Genomic DNA, 19,448 nt, shown 5'->3' with positions numbered 1-19,448 from the left:
AAGATTTTTTGTTATGAAATATCAATTCCTAATCGTCTAGCACATGCAATTGCTGCCTTTCCAGCATCTTCATCAATTCCAACTTTGGATAATTTCTCAGTCCAGCCAGTTTGTATTCCCATAGTGTTTTCTCGATAATATTCTCGTAAAATCGTGCCTATTTCATCATCTAATCTATGTCTAGTAGCATCATTCATGCCTGCCTGAAGAATGGTTGCATCAGAAGTAGCTAATATTTTGATAAATTCAATATTTTCTAACGAAAGATCAGCCATTAGATTCCAATTTGTTTTTTCAATAATTCCAATGTCAATATAGGATCTGCCTTGCCCTTTGTTTTTTGCATTACTTTTCCCACCAAGAAGTTTATTGTTTGAGGATTAGATTTTGCTTGTTCAACTGCTTGTGATTCTTCCTTAATTACCTGTGAAACTATTCCAGATAATTCAGATTCATCAGATACATTACCAAGATCTAATTCGGAAATCACAGTAGTTAAATCCTTACCTGTTTTTAAAATTTCATGTAATGCATTCTTTGAAGAATTTCGAGATACCTTACCTGATTGAATTGAATCTGCAAGTTCTTTCAAATGAGTTGCTGTAAATTTGGATGCTTCACGTTTTTCTCGAGTATCAACTAATCCCATTAAATCAGTAGTAATAATATTTGCAACTTCTTTTGCATTAGTTTCTGTGTGAGATTCTTCAAATAAATCAGAATAATATTTGTCTGAAGATAAGACATCTGCAACTTGTGCAGGTATGTTATATTTTGTAATGTACCTTTCTTTTTTAGATCTAATACTTTCAGGCATTTGGGTTTGTAATTTTTTATGAATTTCAGGATCCATCTTTATCCAAGGAATATCTCCTTCTAAGAAATAACGATAATCAAGTTCTTCCTCTTTGGAACGAGATGAAACTGTAATTTTTCTTTTATCGTCCCAATGACGAGTTTCTTGAATTATTTCTATATCTCTTGAATGCAAACTTTCTTGTCTTGTAATTTCAAAATGAGTTGCTTTTTCTAAATCATGAAATGAACCAATATTTTTAATTTCAACTTTTTTTCCACCTTCAATTGAAATATTGGCATCAGCCCTCATTGCCCCCTCTAAACTAGGATCTGCAACACCAAGATTTGTTAGAATATCAGATAGGATATTAAGAAAATCTCTTACTTCTTTAGGAGTTTCAAAATCAGGTTCGGTAACAATTTCCACTAAAGGTGTGCCTGCACGATTGTAATCTACTAACGTAATTTGGTTTTTAGATGAACTTCCTTCGTAAATTAAACGTCCAGGATCTTCTTCTAGTTGAATTCTAGTGATTCTAATTTTTTTGTCTCCAACCATGATAGAACCAGTGCCACCCACGCTTGTGTCACCGTAAATGTTCAATTGAGTAGTTTGAAAATTTTTTGGAGAATCTGGATAAAAATAATTTTTTCTAAAAAATGCAATTTTTTCCGGAGTTGAACAATTTAGCGCCATTGCAATAATGGTGGCTTTTTTAACTGCTTCTTGATTTAATCTTGGCAAACTCCCAGGCAAACCCATACAAATAGGGCAGATATTTTCATTGATTTCAAATTCTCTATAGTTTGCCTTACAAGAACAAAATAATTTACTATTCAAATTAGTCAACTGACAGTGAATTTCTAAACCTATCATAGTCATATTGGAACCTCCGGTAAACTAACAGTTTGTTCTAATGCATATGCGGCTTGCAATAGTAATTTATCATTCATTGAGTCTGCTATCAATTGTATTCCGATAGGTAATCCATTTGAAATAGAATATGGAATAGATATTGCAGGTTTTCCAGTAAGATTTGCAGTTACGGTATTGATATCAACTAAAAATAAAGATATAGGATCATCTATTTTTTCTCCAATTTTAAATGGAAGAATAGGGACAGTAGGAGCAATTAGGAAATCAAATTTTTTAAATGCTTCATTGATTTCTTTAGTAAGTTTACTTTTTACTTTTAATGCTTTTAAGAAATATTTTCCAGCGTGTCCTGCAGAAGGAACAAATCCGCCAATAATCATTCTTCTTGTAACTTCGGGTCCAAACTTTTTACGAGCTTTCGATATGTATGAGTTGAATTCGTATCCTTCTAATGGGAAATCATAACCATATCTTAGATTATCATATCTTGCAAGATTACTACCAGCTTCTGTTGCAGTGATTGTATAATATGCAGCAACAGAATACTTTACCATGTCAAGAGAAATTTCCTCACAAATCGCACCTAACCCTTCTAGCTTTGCAATTGCATCTTTAGTTGCACTGAGAACTTCAGGAGCAATTCCATCCCCCATCATTTCTTTGATTATGCCTATTTTTTTACCCTCAATTCCAGCATCTATTCCTGCTAGATAGTCTTCATTTTTGTTATCTACAGTAGTGTTATCGTTTGGATCAAGTCCTGTAATCTTATTCAACATGAATGCAGTATCTTTTACAGTTCTAGTAAAAGGGCCAATTTGCTCAATGCTGTTTGCATATGAAATCAACCCATATCTACTAATCAATCCATATGTTGGTTTGTAACCAACAGTTGAACAAAAGCTTGCAGGATTTCTAACAGATCCTCCAGTATCAGAGCCTAAGGATGCAATACATTCAAACGCACTTACAGATACAGCACTTCCTCCCGAAGAACCTCCAGGAACACAATCAATGTTCCACGGATTTTTACTTGGACCGTATGCACTAAATTCAGTGGTCAACCCCATGGCAAATTCATCCATGTTTACTTTTCCAATGAAAATGGCATCTTGTTGTTTTAATTTTGTTATTACTGTAGCATCATAAGGTGCTACAAAATTTTCAAGCATTTTTGATGCACATGTAGTTTTAGAATTTTTGATGCACATGTTATCTTTAATTGAGATAGGCATTCCAAAGCAATCACCAACTTGTTGACCTGATTTTATTTTTTTATCAATTTCTCTGGCTTGATCTATAGATTTATCATTTACAGACAGAAAAGCATGTAATTTATCATCTACATTTTGAATTCGTTCAATTGTTGCTGCAACAAAATCTTCTACAGAAATATTTCCTGTTTTTACTTCTTGAATGTAATCAAGGGCAGAAATTTTTAGATTCATGAAGACATCTTTGGTGCACGAACGTATGTCCCCTTGTAATGGTTTAGTTTTTCAATTAATTTATCATCAAATGGAACATACTCATCTTCTCTAAGATTAGATAAAGAAATTTCAGGCATCGAGATTTCTTCAGATTCAACTCCGGCAGAATCTAGAATATCAAAATAGTCTATCATAGTATGGACTTTTTCAACATATTCTTTATGATCATCAATATCAATTTTCATCAATTTTGAAACATGTTCAATTTCTTCTTCTGAAACCATTATTCACACCTATGGGGTTAGCCTATCCACATCTCTTGGATAGAATGTAGTATCACGAATATTTTCAGTGCCTGTCAAGACCATAATTAGTCTCTCGAGCCCAATACCACATCCAGCGTGTGGAGGAACACCATAATCAAAAGCTCCAAGATGGTATTCAAATGCATCTGTTTTCATCCCTTTATTTTTCATTCTTTCAGCTAACTCATCTCGTTTTTCAATTCTTGTACTGCCAGAAGATAATTCTAAATCACCATACATCAAATCAAATGATTCTGAAACTTTTGGGTTGGATTTACTATCTTTTACATAGAAAGGCTTTGGTGCAAGAGGCCAATCAGTAATAAAATAAAAACCATCAAGACCTATTTTTTTCAAATTTGATGGATACAAGTCATCACCCCATTCAGTCTTTGCACCAGCTTTTTGCATCTTATCTACCAATTCATCGTATGTGTATCTTGGAATATGTTCAGGAACATCAATTGCAGGAAATTCAGATGAAGGGTTGTCTTTTACATATTCATTGACTGCTTGAATTGAAACTTTGACAATTTCTTCAATTCTGTTCATTACATCATTGTAATCAACGAATGCTTCTTCTAAATCGATAGATATTGCTTCAGCCAAATGTCTATTTGTTCTAGAGGGTTCCGCTCTAAAAATAGGAGCAATCTCAAAAACTTTTTCAAAACTCATAGTGAGTTGTTCTTTGTATAATTGGGGGCTTTGAGCTAAGAATGCTTCTTTGTTATAGTAAAATATTGGAAATAGTGCTGCTCCACCTTCGGTAGCTGTTGCAATCATTTTTGGAGTATTAATTTCCACAAAGTTTTGATTTCCAAAGTATTCTCTAATTGATTTTAAAACTAAACTTCGAGTTTTGAAGACATGTTGAAGAACATCTCGTCTTAGATCAATTGGTCTTACTTCTAATCTCGTATCAATATTTTTTACAGTTTTAACAGTAGGCTCAAAAGGAGGTATTTTTTCAACCTCTGAGAAAATTCTTAATTCTGTTGGAATTATTTCAAATCCACTAGGTGCTTTTTCAGATGCTTTAACATTGCCAGTTACTGCAATAGAAGAATGTGCTTTTAGTGATGAGATTTTTTCTCGTATTTCATCAGGACAATCTCCTTTTTTTGCCACAATCGAAAGATCTCCATTTTTGTCACGAATTGTACCAAAACTAATGTTTCCATGACCTCGAATTGTCAAAACCCAACCCATTATAGTTACCTGTGTGCCATCCATTGAGGAGTTAATTTCATTTGAATAGTGAGATCTGCGTAAAGATCCTAGTTCAGTTTCAATCATAATTTACTTTATTCCTGATATCATGGTGTAATTAATTTTTATACAAAATAGTGAACCTTTACCTTAATTTTCATAATGCTTATAGCCAGTTAAAATTCCAAAAAAAATACGATGATATTGATGGCTCTAGTAATTGCAATGTTTGTAATTGTAGGAGTTTATGTTGGATATCATGCGTCACAGCAAGTTGAAGAAGAAGGAGACGCACATAGAATCAATATGGATTTAGAGATAGTTGATCAAGATATGGGGCTAGTACAAATTCTTCAAAATCCAGAACTCAAGAAATCAATACTGTGAGATTATATCAGATTTAGATTAAATTATAGCAAATTATCATATATTCATGGTACTTTCAGATAAAGAAAAAATGGTAGCAGTGATTTCAAACGGTATTGCAGTTTTTTCACTATTACAGGAAAGAGACGAACTGCCAAAAAACACAACAATGTACGATTTCGTATTAAAGGTAATCCCAGAAAATATCAAGTCAGAATTGAGTGTAGAGTTAATTGACGAAGTATTTCAATACGTTACATCAGCACATAATAGTTCATAAAGTCCAATAACATACTCAAAATATCAATGACTTCAATTGCAACATTAGGCTCCCATTGCTCTTTACAGGTTCTAAAAGGAGCAAAAGATGAAGGTTTGAAAACAATTCTAGTATGTGAAAAAAAACGTGAAAAATTATACAAAAGATTCCCATTTATTGATGAGTTAATCATCGTAGATTCATTCAAAGAAGTACTTGATCAAAAATGCCAATCAATTCTTGAAGAAAATAATGCAGTCCTAATTCCTCATGGTACCCTAGTTGCACAAATGAGTTCTGAAGAAATTGAATCAATCAAGACTCCAGTATTTGGCAACAAGTGGATTCTCAGATGGGAGTCAGATAGAGAAATGAAAGAAAAACTCATGAGAGAAGCAAAACTTCCAATGCCAAAACCAGTTACAGAACCAAGTGAAATTGAAAAACTAGTAATTGTAAAAAGACAAGGAGCAGCTGGCGGTAAAGGTTACTTTATGGCTGCAAACGAAGGGGATTATAATGCTAAAAGAAATCAATTGATTTCAGAAGGAACAATTTCAAAGGATGAAACTCTGTACATTCAAGAATATGCCGCGGGGGTTTTAGCTTATTTGACATTTTTCTATTCTCCATTAAAAGAAGAGTTGGAGTTCTTTGGAGTTGATCAAAGACATGAATCAGACATTGAAGGATTGGGCAGAATTCCAGCAGAGCAACAAATGAAATCAGACAAAGTTCCATCATTCAACGTTATTGGTAATAGTCCACTAGTTTTACGAGAATCTCTATTAGATGAAGTGTATAAAATGGGAGAAAATTTTGTTGAAGCTGCTAGAAGAGTAGTAAAACCAGGAATGAATGGTCCATTTTGTATTGAAGGAGTTTATGATGAGAATGCAAAATTCACATCTTTTGAATTTTCAGCAAGAATTGTTGCAGGTTCCAATATCTACATGGATGGCTCACCATACTATTCATTATTGTTTAATGAAACAATGAGTATGGGTAAAAGAATTGCAAGAGAAGTAAAAACAGCCACAGAATCTAATCAATTAGATAAAATTACAACTTAGAAATTCTATTTTGTTGTAACTTCCATACCGTGTTGGGATTTGATAATGTATTTGTCTCGAATTTTTACACTTGCCCAGTCAATAAACAATACAGTTACCAATACAACTAACATGAATATTGCTGCTTTTCCATATTCAAAGAATTTGATATAATTAATAATATAAAATCCAATTCCACCTGCACCTACCAACCCCAAAATACTGGTTTGACGTACATTGTAATCAAACATGTATAAAATTTGACTTAGCAAATGAGAAGCAGATTCAGGAATTACAACATAACGAATCAATTGCCACTTTGATACGCCAATAGAACTAACAGCATCCATTGGATCTGAATCAATTGTCTCTATTGCCTCATACTGTAATTTTGCAACGAACCCAACTGTATACATTACAATTGCCAAAACACCTGCAAATGTTCCCAATCCAACCATTATTACAAATAAAATTGCCCAAAGAATAGAAGGGAATGTACGAATTGCAGCCAACAAAGCTCTAACTGGAGCATAAACATATTTGCTGTTTAGATTTCTTGCAGCCAACATACTAAGAGGTAAAGCAATTGCAGTTCCAACCACAGTTCCAATGAATGCCATTTGAATAGTTTCAAACATTGCCCAAAGTGCAGTTGGAATATACTTTGGTTCAACAAGGAACATTTCTTCAACAACAATAACAAGATTAGGCAATCCCTCGACAAATTCTAAAGGATTTGCATCTACGTTGTATGACGCAACTACTACAAGTGCAACTATAATTCCAATAACAATGTTATTTTTCGGAGTCATCATTATACATCTCCATAATTTCTTCAGTGTTCATATCACCAGTTTGAAAATCAACTATAGTTTCACCTTCAACTCCAATTTCCAGTATTTTGTGGCCTTCCTTGATCACTGCGACTCTATTTGCATATTCTAATGCCAATTGCATATCATGATGCACCATTATTGCAGTCAAGTTCATTCTTTTTTGAGCATCTGCAATCAAATTCATTATTTCACGAGCAGTTACATGATCTAATTCAGATACGATTTCATCTGCTAGTAAAATAGTAGGTTTTTGCATTAATGCTCTAGCAATAGCAACTCTACGTTTTTCACCTCCACTTAACATGTAGACTTTTCTATCTTCTTTTCCAGTCAATCCAACAAGAGATATGATTCTCTGAGCTTCTTTGATTTCATGTTCTGGGAATTTTTTGAGTAAAGATTGAATTGTATTTAATCGAGGTAATGCACCTATCAAAATATTTTCTATAACTGGGATATTTTTCACCAGCCCCAGATTTTGTGGAATGTATCCTATACTATGCATCATTTTTTTAAATTTTTTATCATTCATGTTTGGTGTTACATAATCAATTTTGATGGTTCCTTTACTTGGAATCATCATGCCATTCATGAGTTTTAGTAAAGTTGACTTTCCTGAACCAGACTGACCAACAATTGCATAGTTGGTTCCCCTATCAATGGATAGATTAATTCCCTCTAGTGCAAAACTCTTTGAGTCATAAGATGTCCATACATCATTCATCTGAATAATTTTATTTGTAGAAATTAATGAAAAAGAAGGATTTTGGGTCATCTGAATTTGTTTCATTTTCAGAATACCGGGTTTTATTTGCTCTTGTTATATTTGTCAAGAATTAACTGATCAAGTCCTGTTAAAGCATCAATAAAGTCTCCAAATTCACCAATATGCATAGTGGTTGTTGTTGGGACTAAAGCTTCTGCACCATACAAATCAGTCAAAATATGATTATTTTCATCATAATTGAGTTCGACTAGTGCATCAACAAGAGCATTTTTGGTAGATTCTGACATGTCAGCACTTACCATAAACACATGTGATGGTACAGGTCCAATCGTTGTAACTGGACGTAATTTTATTTGATCTTCTAATTCAAGATATTTTTGTGGAGCAATATCTGAACCAAATGCAACATCTACGTTCTCATTTAATAGTAATTGTAATGCAGCCTTGTATCCACCTGCAAAAGTATAACTTTCAAAGTTATTTGCCAATGCAGATTCTAAAGCAACAATATCATCACCTTCAATGGTAACATGACCTTCAGTAACTAGAGTTCCCATAGGTCTAACAAAACCAGATGAACCAGTAATGCTGGTAAATGCTACTTTTTTGCCAACTGTATCTTCCAATGAATTAATTGAATCATTTTCAGCAAGTGTCCAAACGGTTGCTTGGTAATTTACTTTACCTTTAACAAGTTCTGCCATTACAGCTTCTGCACCAGTTCTTTGGTGTGTAATCCATGCAGGACCAGTATCCATAAAGGCAGCGTCAATGTGACCAAATCTCATTCCTTCGATTATAGTCTCATAATTTGTTGGGACAACGATTTCAACATCTACACCAAGTTCAGATTCAAGAAATGTTTCCAATGCTTGGGCTTTAGGAGTTAATTCATCAGCTTTTTCAACTGGAATAAATCCAATGGTAAGAGTATCGACATCTACAGTGTTAGATTCAGATGAAACATTGATGACTCCATTTTCCAACAAGAATGTAATTCCATTAAGGAAAGTTTCATCATCCAAAGTACCATCAGCCCACCAGCCAGCATTTGTTTTGATCCAATCAGGAACTAAACTTTCAGCTTGTGCTGTTTGAGTTAATGGTACAGACAATACACCAATTACTGCAAATACAGCAATCAATGTTAATGTGATTTGTCGTTTCATGATTAACAAAAAATTAGGTTTAGCTAAATTATTTAAATCAGGGTTTCATTCTAAATCATCATTCTAAATCTATAGAATGAGAATATCATACTAGTCTACAGGCTCAATTGAAACAATATCTTCAAGAGTGCCAAAATGTCTTTTCTCATGACAATTTTCACATACTAGCCATTCTGGTTGATAAGAACTGCCTTTTGCACCCTTGTAAATAATTTTGAAAGCAGGCGTATGTACTTCACTACAAATATTCATCTATACTTGCAGAATAACAAATTTTTCTATATAATCCAATAACAAAAATCCCAAAAAAGAGAAATTCTAAATTTTGTAATTATTTTTTTGTACGAAATTCTAGGAATTTGATTTAGGATTTGAAGTGTTGGAATAAAGATTCAGGCTTGGTTCTAAATCATCCAAAGTAATCTCAACTTTTCCGATTCTACTTCTATACAATTTGATTTTTTTACCTTCTGAAGAAATTACATACTTGTCAACTTCTGCTAAAGCAAGATCTTCAAGTGTTGACAAAGTTTTGTAAACTGTTGAAAGTGAAATTTTTAATTCATCAGCAATTTGAGTTGCATCCTTTGATTCATTTTTTACAGAAAATAAGACAGATCGTGTGCATACATTACTTAGAGATTCAATAATTTTCTGAGTAATATCAAATTCAGAGAGTTGGATGATGGTTGGTTTTTGCATAATATTTCTCAATTTGGAATTAATGTCAAAGTAGGTTCTGGCTTTCTAATGGAAATATCGGCCTTGCTGATTCTACTACGATAAACTTTGTATTTTCTGCCTTTGTCAGAAAGCATCCATTTTTCAATCTCAATTAATGTTAATTCTTCAAGATCTGCTAATTTCTTATACACAGAACTAAGAGGAATTTTGAGTTTATCAGATAATTCAGCAGCAGTGTTTCCTTTTTTGATTATTGAAAAAAGAATTGCTCTTGATTCAGAATCAGCTAATGCCTCTATTACTTTTTGAGTAATATCATATTTTTTTAATTGTGGTAAAGTTAATTTTCTTGACATTTAAATATCAAAAATACCCTACATCTATTTAAACGACATGAAATAATTCTCATTCTATAGAGTCAGAACAATTAAGAATATTGAGTTGTTTCTTTATGAGGTTCTACTTTATTCCAAAGAACCCCTAAAATTATACCAACAGATAACCAGAATGAAGAAACACCAAGTACAGACATTAATCTAAATTCATTAACCAAATCCATTGGTGCAGATATCTCATCAGGGTTTTCAGGCATGATATAGAACACGGCAAAGATAAAAACACCATATCCAATTAAAGATACAAGTTTTTTATTATCTTGGAATTTTTTAGATAATTTGAAAAAGACCAATGCGCCAATACCAGAAATTGCAATAAATGACAAATACAGAATTGCCCGTAACACTATAGTTTCAGCATCACCTACAGTTGGAGGGTTTGCAGGATATTTGAGAAACGGAATTAGATACATTGTAAACCACATAATTCCTGCTAATGTTAGAGATTTTTTTAGATAATTATTTCCAGGTAAGGAATTTTTTGATAATGCAAATACAATTCCAAATAATGCACCTACAGAAGTTCCCAAAACTACCCCAGCTAAAATTTGGCCACTTTTTTGCCATACTCTATACCCTTCATATTCAACCCAAAATTCAGGAGTATCCAATTCCTCACCAGATTCAAATAAATTCTGATTTTCAATTCCTATCGCTTGATCAAGATAAGGTTCTACTAGAGCAAAGTTTACAGTTCCATGGATTAATCCAGCAAATGCCCCGGAGAGCAAAACAATGATTATAAAATAAGATGTTTTCAAGAGAGTTATTTCCTAATGACAAGGAAAGCCTGCTGCATGTCTCATATCATGAGTAAATTCATGAATCACTAAAGGATCAACACCACCGGCTGCTCCACCCTCAGCAAATACAAAATTTACAATATGGCCATTATCAAATCCAACAACGAATAATCCTGCTGCAAATACAATTGCTAATGCAAGAATTGCAAGTTTTGATACGCCAGTTTTTGAGACATTAATTTGTCTAGTTTCAGACATGAAAATCATCTTTCTCTGAATATATTTAAGCTCTTGGATAGGTGTTTTGTTTATAAAGAAATCAGATTATCTACACAAAATCTGTTTGTATAAGATCTAACATACTGTTCTTTTAGACTTATTTTTTTCTGAGAATATTAGAAAATGAGTACACCAAGCACAGATCCAAAGAATAATGAGTATGAAAAGCAACTTTCAGAGATCATTCAAGGGGAATTAATTGATCTCTATGGAGGAGATGGATACAAATCGATTATGCAGACAATGGTAAAAATTTGCGGCAGAAAAGAAAGAGAAATTATTACAAATTATGAATTATTTGCAGAAATGGCTGAAGGAGTTTTTGGTAGACTGGCAGAATCAAAAATTCTAGGACCAATTAAACTAGAGATGGATAAAATTGGTGAAAAGAATATTCAACAAGAAAACACGATTGAAAAGAAATCCATGCGATTACTAATTGCCGATGATGAAACAGAAATTTTAGCATTATACAAGACGTATTTAGAAGCAAAAGGGAAAGAGGTGACAGTTACAACAGATGGGAAAAAATGTGTTGAAGCATACAAGAAAAAGTTTGAAGAGAATAACCAAGAAAGTTATTTCGACGTAATAATATTAGATCAAAAAATGCCAATAATGACAGGATTACAAGCAGCGATTGAAATACTCAAAATAAACCCACAACAAAGAATGGTTTTTGCTTCTGGAGGTCTTGAACAAACAGTGTTGGAAGTATTAACAAAATTAAACAGAGCAATTGCAGTGATTGAAAAACCCTTCTCTCTAGATGTTTTAGAGTACACGATAAACAACAATGAAGTATTTGAAAAACTAGATAAAATAAGCATCAATCAAGAAGAAAAAGACATAGATCGTAAATTGTCAGAAGTTATGACAGTATTACAAAATCAAATTTGAATAGATAAGATATTTACTTGAAATTAAATTCATTTCAGTATGACAAAATTCTATTTGTTAGTAATTCCTATTTTAATTGGAATTTTTGCAGGTATGTTTTTAGCATTTTATCCGGATTCAGAACATGAATCAAGTTTGTTGACTACAGCAAAACTGATTGAGGGGGGCTCTCCAATTATGGGAAATCCTAATGCACCAATTACAATTTTAGAGTGGGGGGACTATCAATGTACATTTTGTTATAAATTTCACCAGAATACTTTAGGTCAAATTGAGGAAGATTTCATCCAAACAGGAAAAGTGAAATTAGTTTTCAAAGACTTTCCACTAAACGGTCCTGATTCATTACTTGCTTCAGAAGCATCATTCTGTGCTCATGATCAAGGAAAATATTGGCAATACCATGATGAATTGTATAAAAATTGGGGCGGAGAACGAACAGGTTGGGTTACAAGAGAATCTCTAAATAATTTTGCAACTACAATAGACCTGAATTTAGCAGAATTTAACGAATGTTTAGACAGGGGAAAATACCAAACTAAGGTTAAAAACATCCATGAATTTGGAAAAGAGATAGGCATTGATGCAACACCATCATTTTTGGTGTTCAATGATGAGAAAATAATCAAAATTAGAGGAAATCAACCTTTAGAAGTATTTCTAAAAACATTTGATGAATTATAATTTAAAATCAATTAATCAAAAAGATATATTCGCAAATTAAGGTAAATTTGCAATGCCTAAGGTAAATATTGAAAAACAAGATTCAGTAAAACTCTACAAAATTAGAAAAACCCTAGAAGAGTTATCAAAAAAATCAGGCAGAGGAACAGAGTTAATTACAGTATACATTCCAAAAGGAAAGCAATTACATGAAATCATAGGTTCACTACAACAAGAGCAAGGAACTGCAGATAACATAAAATCAGATTTGACAAGATCACATGTAGTTGATTCATTAGGTAAAGTTGTACAAAGATTAAAGCTCTACAAAAAAACTCCAGAAAGAGGACTAGTAATGTTCTGTGGAGCATTGCCCCCAGAAGAGGGAGGACCGTTAGGAAGTGAAGTTGTAACAGTTTGGGAAGTAGACCCACCAAAAGATTTGAATCAGTATTTGTACAGATGTGATGATCATTTCCATGTAGATATTCTAAAAGATATGCTAAAGGATGACAATCTTATTGGATTTTTAGCAATTGATGCAAAAGATGCAGGGTGGGGATTATTACATGGCGATAAAATTGAAGTATTATCCCAAACAGGTTCAGGAGTTGCAGGAAAACATAGACAAGGAGGACAATCTGCAAAAAGATTCCAAAAATTAAGAGAGATGGAATTAACCTACTTTTACAACAGAGTAGCACAAACTACTAGAGAATATTTTATCGACATCTACCCAGTTAAAGGATTAATTATTTCAGGACCAGGACCAACCAAAGAAGATTTCATCAATGGCAATTATCTAGAATATAGATTACAAAATAATATTATCAGTACAATTGATTCCTCATATTCTGGAGCAGAAGGAATTAGAGAAGCATTTGCAAAATCAGCAGATATTTTAGGAGATTTCCGACTGGTAGAAGAAAAGAAAATGGTGGAGGATTTGTTTAGAGAAATCAACACCAACACAGGAAAAGGATCATATGGATTGCAAGAAGTTATTGAATTTTTAAAAAATAATGTGGTTCAAACTTTGCTAATTACAGATAATACAAATTTGCACAGAGTTGAAGGTAAATGCAAAAGATGTCAACACATCCAAGAAGAGATTGTAGAAAGACCTCTAGTTATTCCTAAAAAAACAGAATATGCAAACAAACCATGTCCCGGATGTAATTCAATGGAAGTAGAAGTTAACGAACAAGATATTGTAGATTATTTAGAATTACTTTCAGCTAAAACAGGTTCTCAACTAGAAGTTATTTCAGGGAGTGCTGAACATGGAAACATGTTGGCAAGTTTGGGCAAAGTTGGAGCAATTTTGAGATATAATCCAGGTCATTCTAAATAAGACTACGAATTTTCTTAGATAATTCTAATAATTCATCATCACTTGAAATTTGACGTTTTGTCCAAACTGTTCCTTTACTATTGTATCTTGGAATAATATGAATATGAACATGAGGGATAATTTGTTTGGCAGCCCTTCCATTATTTTGACCAAGACTAAATGCATCAGCGCCAGTTGCTTCCAAAATAGCTTTAGCAATTTTTGGAACTATTGAAAAAACTTTGCCTACATCTTCTGAATTCATATCTGTAATTCTTTCATGATGTTTTCTTGGAATTACCAAGCTGTGACCAACATCAATTGGATATTTATCTAAAAATGCAATATGGAATTCATCCTCATAAAGTAAATAGCCTTCTCGTTTTCCATCTAATATATCACAAAAGATACAAGACATAGAAAACAAGATTTGATGATTTTATTTATTGGTTTTAATCAAGAATGAAGTTATTGTTTTATCAGGCACAAATTAATCATGATAGAAAGTAAAACCCAAAGTTTTAGTTTTCTTCTTCTCCACAATGCATGCATCTTTTTGTGGAAAGAATCTCAAACCACACAAAATCATGAATAAATCCCTCTTTGCAACTCACATGAACTGTAAAAGAAATACCATTACAAAGAGTCTAGTCAAAAACAGTATCGATCTGCATGAACTCTTTTCCAGACATATAGAAAATCAATTACAAAATGTAACAGATAGCAAATAGTGACGAATGGTTAATTAGGGTAAATTTTTGAATGGAGTTAACAAATGGGCCGAAAAGAAAGACGAGAACGTGAAGTAAAACGTGAGAATTACGCTACAAAACATTCTGCTGAAAAAAGGAAACAAACCCTAATTGCAATTGGAGTGTTAGGAGTAATAGCAGTAATCGTCGGTTATGCAGCCTTTTTGTTTTTGAATATGACTGAAACTGCACCTGGAGGTCCAGAAAATGCAGGAGCATTAGGTAGTGATCACGCACATGCAGCATTATTAGTAAAGATTTTTGGAGATACTTTTGAATTTTCTAGTCCAGCTTTCCAAATCAAATCAAGTTGGATTCATTTTGAAGGAAGAGACGGGTCTACAATACACAAACATGCAACTGGTGTTGATTTAGGATATCTCTTTGAAACACTGGCAATTGGCCTAGATGATCAATGTTACATATTCCCTGACGGAAAACAATTCTGTTCTGATGAAGACTACAAATTGAAATTTTTTATCAACAGAGAACAAGTATCAGACATTAGAGATTATGAAGTCCAAGAAGATGACAGAATATTAATTGTATTTGGTGCTGAAACCCCAGAAGAGATTGAAGCATATTTGTTACAATTAGACAATCAAGAATTAATCAAATAGAATTATCAAGATTCATCTTTAGTTGTAAATGATGATGCATTTTTGTCAAAGAACATGTAAAATCCACATTGCACACATCGAAGAACAGTCAAATCAGTAGTAAGAAATTCTTTATCCTCAAAACGACCGCTAAGTTTGACATTATCTCCAGCAATCTCAGCTTTGTTGCTTTTACAAACAGGACATTCTAGTGCCTTTTGTTCCATAAAGAGGTTCAAAATATTTACAATTTAAACTCAATGATAGTCAAAAAGTTTTAAGTGAAATTCAGTTTGTCCAGTTTTTGGGTTTGTCACTATCTTTAGGAGATTAGTCCATAATGATTCATGGATAAATCAAATTATGGATTAACAGATACTTGCAGAGCTAGTCTAAGATGCGATAGATGTGACTTACCTTTACACTGTAGCACCTATAATGATGTCAAGATAGTCTATTCAACTTCAGTAGCAAAAGATAAGGGGTTTCACTGTATTAGATGTGCAGTAAACAAGAAAAAAGTTACAACCGAAGAAATTGAGCAAACAATCAGTCAATTAGTGAGGGTTAACTAATGGTTAGTGGCCGAGTAGTTCAACAAGAACGAGAAGCTCAAGCAGCAGAAAAACGAATGTTACAGATTATCAATAACTCAAAAAGACAATTAGAATCAATCAAACGCAGACCGGAATCAAGTGCTGGATTAAGAAGGATTAAAAGAAAATTGAGAAATCAAGCACAGGGAAATATTGACAGAGCTCAAGCTGGATTAGCCCAATTAAAACAACCAAATCTTTCCTTACAACAAACCAGACAAATCAAACAAGCCGGTACCGTTGACTCACAGACTTTGAAAAAGCAAAGACAGTCAAGAAGCAATGCCAGCAGTTTTACAGATGCAAGAGAGAAAGCAGAATCAAGTACACCAACAAACAGAATAGGCTTAGGAACTACTACAAATCCTTACAAAAACACTCAACCAGATTTAGGTTTAGTTTCCCCATTACTAAAACAAAACATGAATCAAAACAAAAACAGATTTTCAAGACAATACACATTATCATTAAATGAGAATATTGGCGTTGGAGACGATACCAAAAGGAATCAAAGTGTCAGAAATGCTGATGTTACACAAAACCCAGCAAAACTAATTGGGTTTACATCATTGACAGGTGACTACCTTGTTAAACCAGGCTCAACACAAATCACACAAAAGAATATGTTCATTGGTCCACGTAAACCAAAAACATCACCTTTAGATGATGTTACTAATTATTTTGATAGAGTTACCAAGGAATCCGATAATCCATTCATCGATATTCTAGGTGGGTTTGGAAAAGAAGTATTTACTACAATGAGTTCAGGTGTCAACCTTGAAGAAAAATTAGGGGTTGAATTTCACAATCTATTTACAAATAAAAGAGAACTAACAAATTCTAAAGTTCGCTCGACTAAATCAATACAGAGTGATAGATACGGTAACGTTTTAGAAAACAAAGTATCAGAAACACCTCTCGGAATTATTACAGGTGGCACAACTGAAGGAATTTTCAAATCTTATAAATCTGGAAATGTTGAGGACTTGACTAAATCTTTCAGTGGTTCAATCTCTAAAGCATATGGCCTTGTACGATCACAAGGCTTGGCTGAAACATTTGGTCAAGGTATCGCAATTGTTGCACCTGTAGGGAAAAACCCCCTTAGAGTTTTACCTGTTTCATCCCCATCATTCAAAGCCTTAACTTCATCAGGTTCTAAAACAATTGCCAGAACTTTAGATGTTGGTTATGGTAGTAAAGTCAAAACAATAGGTGGAAAAACCGACAAGGGCTTTTTCTTTGGCGACCCAACAAAAGAAAAGGTTCTGGTTAAATCAAGTCTAAAAGATATTGAAGCCGTTGATAGAGGATTAGAGTTTTCAACCACTGGCAAGCTAGGATCTAAGATTCTAACAAGTGATGCAGCATTGAAAATATTGTCAGGTGAGGGTAAACTATTACCTAGAGATGTCAAGGCAATTCATCTAGGTAAAACATTTGCCGGATTAGTTCAAACATCAGCAAAGAAAGTACCTGACAATATCAGAAAGAAAGCAGATATCTTACCAGAAAAACCAACCACATCTATTCTTGAGGGCATTGAATCAACCACACTCAAAGAAGATATCTTACCTGGGTTCCCACCAATCAAAGGTACATTATCAGAAACGTTACAGCTTGACACCAATTTAGTTAGAACGTCAAAGGAAACAAAAGAAATTCTAAATCAGTTAGGTCATTCTAAAAGTCCAACAAGTAATCTGGGAAAAAGAAACAGTATCTTAAGGTCGGATAGTACAGAAGATATTGATGTTGATTTTGGACATTTAACATTTGGAACTAAACGAGCAGAAAGAGCAGGAGATAAAGCAGTTGACATCTTAAACAAAATATCAGGTGATAATAGAAGATTTTACAAACAAGGAACAAACGTATTTTCAGAAACTAAAGGAGAGGAATCTAAAGAGTTATTCAACATACTTACAAAGAGAGATGCTAAAGGTGGTTATCTTAATCCAATTAGTAAACCATTTGAGATTAAACTAAAGAAAAGAATAGTAAAAGTTCCAGCAAAAGAGGGGGGTAAAGATACAAAGTTTGTATCAATAGAACAAAACACAATGAATAGAATTGAATCTGTTCTATCATTACAAAGCTCAAAGACTGACAAATTCAAAGGAGAAACAAAAGATATTCCATATCTTAGTGATGCCTTTAAAGAAAAAGGTGTTCAAACAACAGAAAAAGGTTTTACAATTCTACCAAGTGAACACAGACTCAAAGATATGTCTAAACTATTGTCTCAAGATGCCGAGCAAATAGCAAGAAACTTTGAGATAATTGGATTAAAATCAGAAGCCAAACAAACAAGATCAATAACAAAAGAATGGAAAGAACTCTATCCGGAAATTGACTTTAAGAAATTTGATTATCCAAAAGAGTTCAGTGCCCAATCTTATCCGTCAAGCTATGCAAAACTAGGAGAAACCAAAGCAATTCTACCACCATTAATCAAAAATAGTCTTAACATTCAAGACCCTAAATCAAAGGATAATTCTAAATCTGTATTTGATTCTAAATCCATTAGTAATATTGAAAGACCATCCGTATTGGATTCAAGGTCTATATCTAAAGCAAAATCAAAAACAGTGTTAGATTCCAAAGGAATCAGTAAGACTATTGAGAAAATAACAGGCTCAAAAGGAGTAAGTAAAGGCTCAAACTCTAAAGGAAAATCTAGTTCATTGTTCGGTTCTAAAGGTTCATTGGGTTCTAAAGGTAGTCCTGGCAGTATCGGTTCAATTGGTTCAATTGGTTCTATCGGTTCAATTGGTTCTATCGGTTCTATCGGTTCTATTGGCAGTACGGGTTCAAGTGGTCGAGGGGGTTCATTTGGTTCATTAGGAATTACTAAACAACCATACACATACATTCCAAAAAGACCAGTAGTACCATTTGGAATTATTAATTTCCGAAGTTCAACAAAGAAACACAAAGAGCCAGGTAAAGTATCCCATAACTTTCTTGGAAGTACAAGAGTTGCAGAGATTACAGGATTTAGAACAGGTAAGTCAGATATCACAGTTGGAGATAAAAGAACAAAGAAACTCTATGAAGAAGATATCAAAAAGACCACTAAGAAAATTACAGGATCAAAGAAACCTAAACAGAAGTTTTCTTTGTTTTAGTTTTGTTTCTAGTTAAGAAATAGTAAACTGTAAACCCAATCCAAGGAAAGAAAAGACCACCCATTAAACTACCAATACTTTCTGCATAACCAAATTCATCTATAACTTCTTGAGGTGCAATAGCTAAACCAAACATTACCCAAATAGCAGTACCACCCAACATTATCTTTAATGAAGTTCTCATTGGTCTACCTTCTTTTCATTTGGTGAATATACAAAGTCACCAACATATGATTCACAATGTTCACAGTTTATTGGTTCTGTAGCATATTCATTGGTTAACCCTGGTCTATACGATGTAATCTTGTTACAATTACTACAAAGAAATCTAACATCTAACAT

At 33.3% G+C, this 19,448-nt stretch carries 26 protein-coding genes; 9 read left to right on the top strand and 17 right to left on the bottom strand.

Going from position 1 to position 19,448, the window contains the following annotated elements; all coding sequences use genetic code 11:
• Window positions 1-11: 11 nt before the first annotated feature.
• From C5F47_RS04545 to aspS, 5 genes are read right to left on the bottom strand one after another with little or no spacing between them, the layout of a single operon-like run.
• Window positions 12-275: a hypothetical protein gene (locus C5F47_RS04545; protein ID WP_179361701.1), complete on the bottom strand. Its 264-nt coding sequence runs from the start codon at window positions 273-275 to the stop codon at window positions 12-14.
• Window positions 275-1,681 carry an Asp-tRNA(Asn)/Glu-tRNA(Gln) amidotransferase subunit GatB gene (gatB, locus tag C5F47_RS04540; RefSeq protein ID WP_179361700.1) on the bottom strand — a complete coding sequence of 469 codons (1,407 nt, stop codon included), beginning with the start codon at window positions 1,679-1,681 and terminating at the stop codon, window positions 275-277. The genes C5F47_RS04545 and gatB overlap by 1 nt, the downstream gene beginning before the upstream one ends.
• The gene (gatA, locus tag C5F47_RS04535) at window positions 1,678-3,123 is read right to left on the bottom strand and encodes an Asp-tRNA(Asn)/Glu-tRNA(Gln) amidotransferase subunit GatA (RefSeq protein ID WP_179361699.1); all 1,446 of its coding nucleotides are present in this window, start codon (window positions 3,121-3,123) and stop codon (window positions 1,678-1,680) included. The genes gatB and gatA overlap by 4 nt, the downstream gene beginning before the upstream one ends.
• On the bottom strand, window positions 3,120-3,389 hold the full coding sequence (locus C5F47_RS04530; RefSeq protein WP_179361698.1) for an Asp-tRNA(Asn)/Glu-tRNA(Gln) amidotransferase subunit GatC: 270 nt from the start codon (window positions 3,387-3,389) through the stop codon (window positions 3,120-3,122). Before C5F47_RS04530 ends, gatA begins: the two co-directional genes overlap by 4 nt.
• 9 nt (window positions 3,390-3,398) lie before the next feature.
• Complete coding sequence (aspS, locus tag C5F47_RS04525; RefSeq protein WP_179361697.1) at window positions 3,399-4,709, bottom strand: aspartate--tRNA(Asn) ligase; 1,311 nt, start codon at window positions 4,707-4,709, stop codon at window positions 3,399-3,401.
• A gap of 120 nt (window positions 4,710-4,829) precedes the next feature.
• On the opposite strand from aspS, the gene C5F47_RS04520 reads away from it, so the two are divergent.
• The 3 genes from C5F47_RS04520 to C5F47_RS04510 are packed head-to-tail and all read left to right on the top strand — an operon-like array spanning window position 4,830 to window position 6,320.
• Window positions 4,830-5,009 (top strand): hypothetical protein, encoded by a 180-nt coding sequence (locus tag C5F47_RS04520; protein WP_179361696.1) that lies wholly within the window; start codon window positions 4,830-4,832, stop codon window positions 5,007-5,009.
• Between the two features lie 46 nt (window positions 5,010-5,055).
• Complete coding sequence (locus C5F47_RS04515; RefSeq protein WP_179361695.1) at window positions 5,056-5,268, top strand: hypothetical protein; 213 nt, start codon at window positions 5,056-5,058, stop codon at window positions 5,266-5,268.
• 26 nt (window positions 5,269-5,294) lie between these two features.
• Window positions 5,295-6,320 (top strand): formate--phosphoribosylaminoimidazolecarboxamide ligase, encoded by a 1,026-nt coding sequence (locus tag C5F47_RS04510; protein WP_179361694.1) that lies wholly within the window; start codon window positions 5,295-5,297, stop codon window positions 6,318-6,320.
• 5 nt (window positions 6,321-6,325) lie between these two features.
• Here C5F47_RS04510 and phnE read toward each other — a convergent pair whose 3' ends face one another.
• The 8 genes from phnE to C5F47_RS04470 form a co-directional block, all read right to left on the bottom strand.
• Window positions 6,326-7,114, bottom strand: a complete 789-nt coding sequence (phnE, locus tag C5F47_RS04505) for a phosphonate ABC transporter, permease protein PhnE (protein WP_246271206.1) — start codon at window positions 7,112-7,114, stop codon at window positions 6,326-6,328.
• The gene (locus C5F47_RS04500) at window positions 7,095-7,925 is read right to left on the bottom strand and encodes a phosphonate ABC transporter ATP-binding protein (RefSeq protein ID WP_179361693.1); all 831 of its coding nucleotides are present in this window, start codon (window positions 7,923-7,925) and stop codon (window positions 7,095-7,097) included. The genes phnE and C5F47_RS04500 overlap by 20 nt, the downstream gene beginning before the upstream one ends.
• Window positions 7,926-7,942: 17 nt before the next feature.
• Window positions 7,943-9,031: a phosphate/phosphite/phosphonate ABC transporter substrate-binding protein gene (locus C5F47_RS04495; RefSeq protein WP_179361692.1), complete on the bottom strand. Its 1,089-nt coding sequence runs from the start codon at window positions 9,029-9,031 to the stop codon at window positions 7,943-7,945.
• 90 nt (window positions 9,032-9,121) lie between these two features.
• Window positions 9,122-9,283: a hypothetical protein gene (locus C5F47_RS04490; protein WP_179361691.1), complete on the bottom strand. Its 162-nt coding sequence runs from the start codon at window positions 9,281-9,283 to the stop codon at window positions 9,122-9,124.
• A 99-nt stretch (window positions 9,284-9,382) separates the two neighbouring features.
• Window positions 9,383-9,733 carry a helix-turn-helix domain-containing protein gene (locus C5F47_RS04485; protein ID WP_179361690.1) on the bottom strand — a complete coding sequence of 117 codons (351 nt, stop codon included), beginning with the start codon at window positions 9,731-9,733 and terminating at the stop codon, window positions 9,383-9,385.
• Between the two features lie 8 nt (window positions 9,734-9,741).
• Complete coding sequence (locus C5F47_RS04480; RefSeq protein WP_179361689.1) at window positions 9,742-10,071, bottom strand: ArsR/SmtB family transcription factor; 330 nt, start codon at window positions 10,069-10,071, stop codon at window positions 9,742-9,744.
• A gap of 71 nt (window positions 10,072-10,142) precedes the next feature.
• The gene (locus C5F47_RS04475; RefSeq protein WP_179361688.1) at window positions 10,143-10,871 is read right to left on the bottom strand and encodes a CbtA family protein; all 729 of its coding nucleotides are present in this window, start codon (window positions 10,869-10,871) and stop codon (window positions 10,143-10,145) included.
• Between the two features lie 12 nt (window positions 10,872-10,883).
• Window positions 10,884-11,111 (bottom strand): CbtB domain-containing protein, encoded by a 228-nt coding sequence (locus tag C5F47_RS04470; protein ID WP_179361687.1) that lies wholly within the window; start codon window positions 11,109-11,111, stop codon window positions 10,884-10,886.
• 144 nt (window positions 11,112-11,255) lie between these two features.
• Between C5F47_RS04470 and C5F47_RS04465 the strand changes: the two genes are divergently transcribed.
• Genes C5F47_RS04465 through prf1 form a run of 3 tightly spaced genes read left to right on the top strand, consistent with a single transcriptional unit; the run spans window position 11,256 to window position 14,049 of the window.
• On the top strand, window positions 11,256-12,032 hold the full coding sequence (locus C5F47_RS04465; RefSeq protein WP_179361686.1) for a response regulator: 777 nt from the start codon (window positions 11,256-11,258) through the stop codon (window positions 12,030-12,032).
• A gap of 39 nt (window positions 12,033-12,071) precedes the next feature.
• Window positions 12,072-12,716, top strand: a complete 645-nt coding sequence (locus C5F47_RS04460; protein WP_179361685.1) for a DsbA family protein — start codon at window positions 12,072-12,074, stop codon at window positions 12,714-12,716.
• A gap of 52 nt (window positions 12,717-12,768) precedes the next feature.
• Window positions 12,769-14,049, top strand: coding sequence for a peptide chain release factor aRF-1 (gene prf1 / locus C5F47_RS04455; protein WP_179361684.1), 1,281 nt, complete (start codon window positions 12,769-12,771; stop codon window positions 14,047-14,049).
• On the opposite strand, the gene C5F47_RS04450 is transcribed toward prf1, so the two are convergent.
• On the bottom strand, window positions 14,042-14,446 hold the full coding sequence (locus tag C5F47_RS04450) for an HIT domain-containing protein (protein WP_179361683.1): 405 nt from the start codon (window positions 14,444-14,446) through the stop codon (window positions 14,042-14,044). The genes prf1 and C5F47_RS04450 overlap by 8 nt on opposite strands.
• A gap of 357 nt (window positions 14,447-14,803) precedes the next feature.
• Between C5F47_RS04450 and C5F47_RS04445 the strand changes: the two genes are divergently transcribed.
• Complete coding sequence (locus C5F47_RS04445; protein WP_179361682.1) at window positions 14,804-15,400, top strand: protein-disulfide isomerase; 597 nt, start codon at window positions 14,804-14,806, stop codon at window positions 15,398-15,400.
• A gap of 5 nt (window positions 15,401-15,405) precedes the next feature.
• Here C5F47_RS04445 and C5F47_RS04440 read toward each other — a convergent pair whose 3' ends face one another.
• On the bottom strand, window positions 15,406-15,606 hold the full coding sequence (locus C5F47_RS04440) for a hypothetical protein (RefSeq protein ID WP_179361681.1): 201 nt from the start codon (window positions 15,604-15,606) through the stop codon (window positions 15,406-15,408).
• A gap of 120 nt (window positions 15,607-15,726) precedes the next feature.
• Between C5F47_RS04440 and C5F47_RS04435 the strand changes: the two genes are divergently transcribed.
• Both C5F47_RS04435 and C5F47_RS04430 read left to right on the top strand, forming a co-directional pair.
• Entirely contained in the window at window positions 15,727-15,954 is a 228-nt protein-coding gene (locus C5F47_RS04435) for a hypothetical protein (RefSeq protein WP_179361680.1), read from the top strand.
• Window positions 15,954-19,106, top strand: coding sequence for a ribonuclease HepT family protein (locus C5F47_RS04430; protein WP_179361679.1), 3,153 nt, complete (start codon window positions 15,954-15,956; stop codon window positions 19,104-19,106). Before C5F47_RS04435 ends, C5F47_RS04430 begins: the two co-directional genes overlap by 1 nt.
• Here C5F47_RS04430 and C5F47_RS04425 read toward each other — a convergent pair.
• The gene (locus C5F47_RS04425) at window positions 19,081-19,290 is read right to left on the bottom strand and encodes a hypothetical protein (RefSeq protein ID WP_179361678.1); all 210 of its coding nucleotides are present in this window, start codon (window positions 19,288-19,290) and stop codon (window positions 19,081-19,083) included. The genes C5F47_RS04430 and C5F47_RS04425 overlap by 26 nt on opposite strands.
• On the bottom strand, window positions 19,287-19,448 hold the full coding sequence (locus tag C5F47_RS04420; protein WP_179361677.1) for a hypothetical protein: 162 nt from the start codon (window positions 19,446-19,448) through the stop codon (window positions 19,287-19,289). Before C5F47_RS04420 ends, C5F47_RS04425 begins: the two co-directional genes overlap by 4 nt.

The sequence above is a fragment of the Nitrosopumilus cobalaminigenes genome (assembly GCF_013407145.1).
Lineage (GTDB): Archaea > Thermoproteota > Nitrososphaeria > Nitrososphaerales > Nitrosopumilaceae > Nitrosopumilus > Nitrosopumilus cobalaminigenes.
The sequence above is the reverse complement of the archived record's forward strand: the minus strand, read 5'-3'. Positions and strand labels throughout refer to the sequence as shown.

Coding starts and splice junctions, on each gene's coding strand:
- C5F47_RS04500 (WP_179361693.1), bottom strand. CDS start 7,925: ATGAAACAAATTCAGATGACCCAAAATCCTTCTTTTTCATTAATTTCT.
- C5F47_RS04515 (WP_179361695.1), top strand. CDS start 5,056: ATGGTACTTTCAGATAAAGAAAAAATGGTAGCAGTGATTTCAAACGGT.
- C5F47_RS04450 (WP_179361683.1), bottom strand. CDS start 14,446: ATGTCTTGTATCTTTTGTGATATATTAGATGGAAAACGAGAAGGCTAT.
- gatB (WP_179361700.1), bottom strand. CDS start 1,681: ATGACTATGATAGGTTTAGAAATTCACTGTCAGTTGACTAATTTGAAT.
- C5F47_RS04470 (WP_179361687.1), bottom strand. CDS start 11,111: ATGTCTGAAACTAGACAAATTAATGTCTCAAAAACTGGCGTATCAAAA.
- aspS (WP_179361697.1), bottom strand. CDS start 4,709: ATGATTGAAACTGAACTAGGATCTTTACGCAGATCTCACTATTCAAAT.
- C5F47_RS04445 (WP_179361682.1), top strand. CDS start 14,804: ATGGGCCGAAAAGAAAGACGAGAACGTGAAGTAAAACGTGAGAATTAC.
- C5F47_RS04440 (WP_179361681.1), bottom strand. CDS start 15,606: ATGGAACAAAAGGCACTAGAATGTCCTGTTTGTAAAAGCAACAAAGCT.
- C5F47_RS04495 (WP_179361692.1), bottom strand. CDS start 9,031: ATGAAACGACAAATCACATTAACATTGATTGCTGTATTTGCAGTAATT.
- C5F47_RS04460 (WP_179361685.1), top strand. CDS start 12,072: ATGACAAAATTCTATTTGTTAGTAATTCCTATTTTAATTGGAATTTTT.
- gatA (WP_179361699.1), bottom strand. CDS start 3,123: ATGAATCTAAAAATTTCTGCCCTTGATTACATTCAAGAAGTAAAAACA.
- C5F47_RS04425 (WP_179361678.1), bottom strand. CDS start 19,290: ATGAGAACTTCATTAAAGATAATGTTGGGTGGTACTGCTATTTGGGTA.
- C5F47_RS04480 (WP_179361689.1), bottom strand. CDS start 10,071: ATGTCAAGAAAATTAACTTTACCACAATTAAAAAAATATGATATTACT.
- C5F47_RS04485 (WP_179361690.1), bottom strand. CDS start 9,733: ATGCAAAAACCAACCATCATCCAACTCTCTGAATTTGATATTACTCAG.
- prf1 (WP_179361684.1), top strand. CDS start 12,769: ATGCCTAAGGTAAATATTGAAAAACAAGATTCAGTAAAACTCTACAAA.
- C5F47_RS04530 (WP_179361698.1), bottom strand. CDS start 3,389: ATGGTTTCAGAAGAAGAAATTGAACATGTTTCAAAATTGATGAAAATT.
- C5F47_RS04420 (WP_179361677.1), bottom strand. CDS start 19,448: ATGTTAGATGTTAGATTTCTTTGTAGTAATTGTAACAAGATTACATCG.
- C5F47_RS04435 (WP_179361680.1), top strand. CDS start 15,727: ATGGATAAATCAAATTATGGATTAACAGATACTTGCAGAGCTAGTCTA.
- C5F47_RS04520 (WP_179361696.1), top strand. CDS start 4,830: ATGGCTCTAGTAATTGCAATGTTTGTAATTGTAGGAGTTTATGTTGGA.
- phnE (WP_246271206.1), bottom strand. CDS start 7,114: ATGATGACTCCGAAAAATAACATTGTTATTGGAATTATAGTTGCACTT.
- C5F47_RS04430 (WP_179361679.1), top strand. CDS start 15,954: ATGGTTAGTGGCCGAGTAGTTCAACAAGAACGAGAAGCTCAAGCAGCA.
- C5F47_RS04465 (WP_179361686.1), top strand. CDS start 11,256: ATGAGTACACCAAGCACAGATCCAAAGAATAATGAGTATGAAAAGCAA.
- C5F47_RS04510 (WP_179361694.1), top strand. CDS start 5,295: ATGACTTCAATTGCAACATTAGGCTCCCATTGCTCTTTACAGGTTCTA.
- C5F47_RS04490 (WP_179361691.1), bottom strand. CDS start 9,283: ATGAATATTTGTAGTGAAGTACATACGCCTGCTTTCAAAATTATTTAC.
- C5F47_RS04545 (WP_179361701.1), bottom strand. CDS start 275: ATGGCTGATCTTTCGTTAGAAAATATTGAATTTATCAAAATATTAGCT.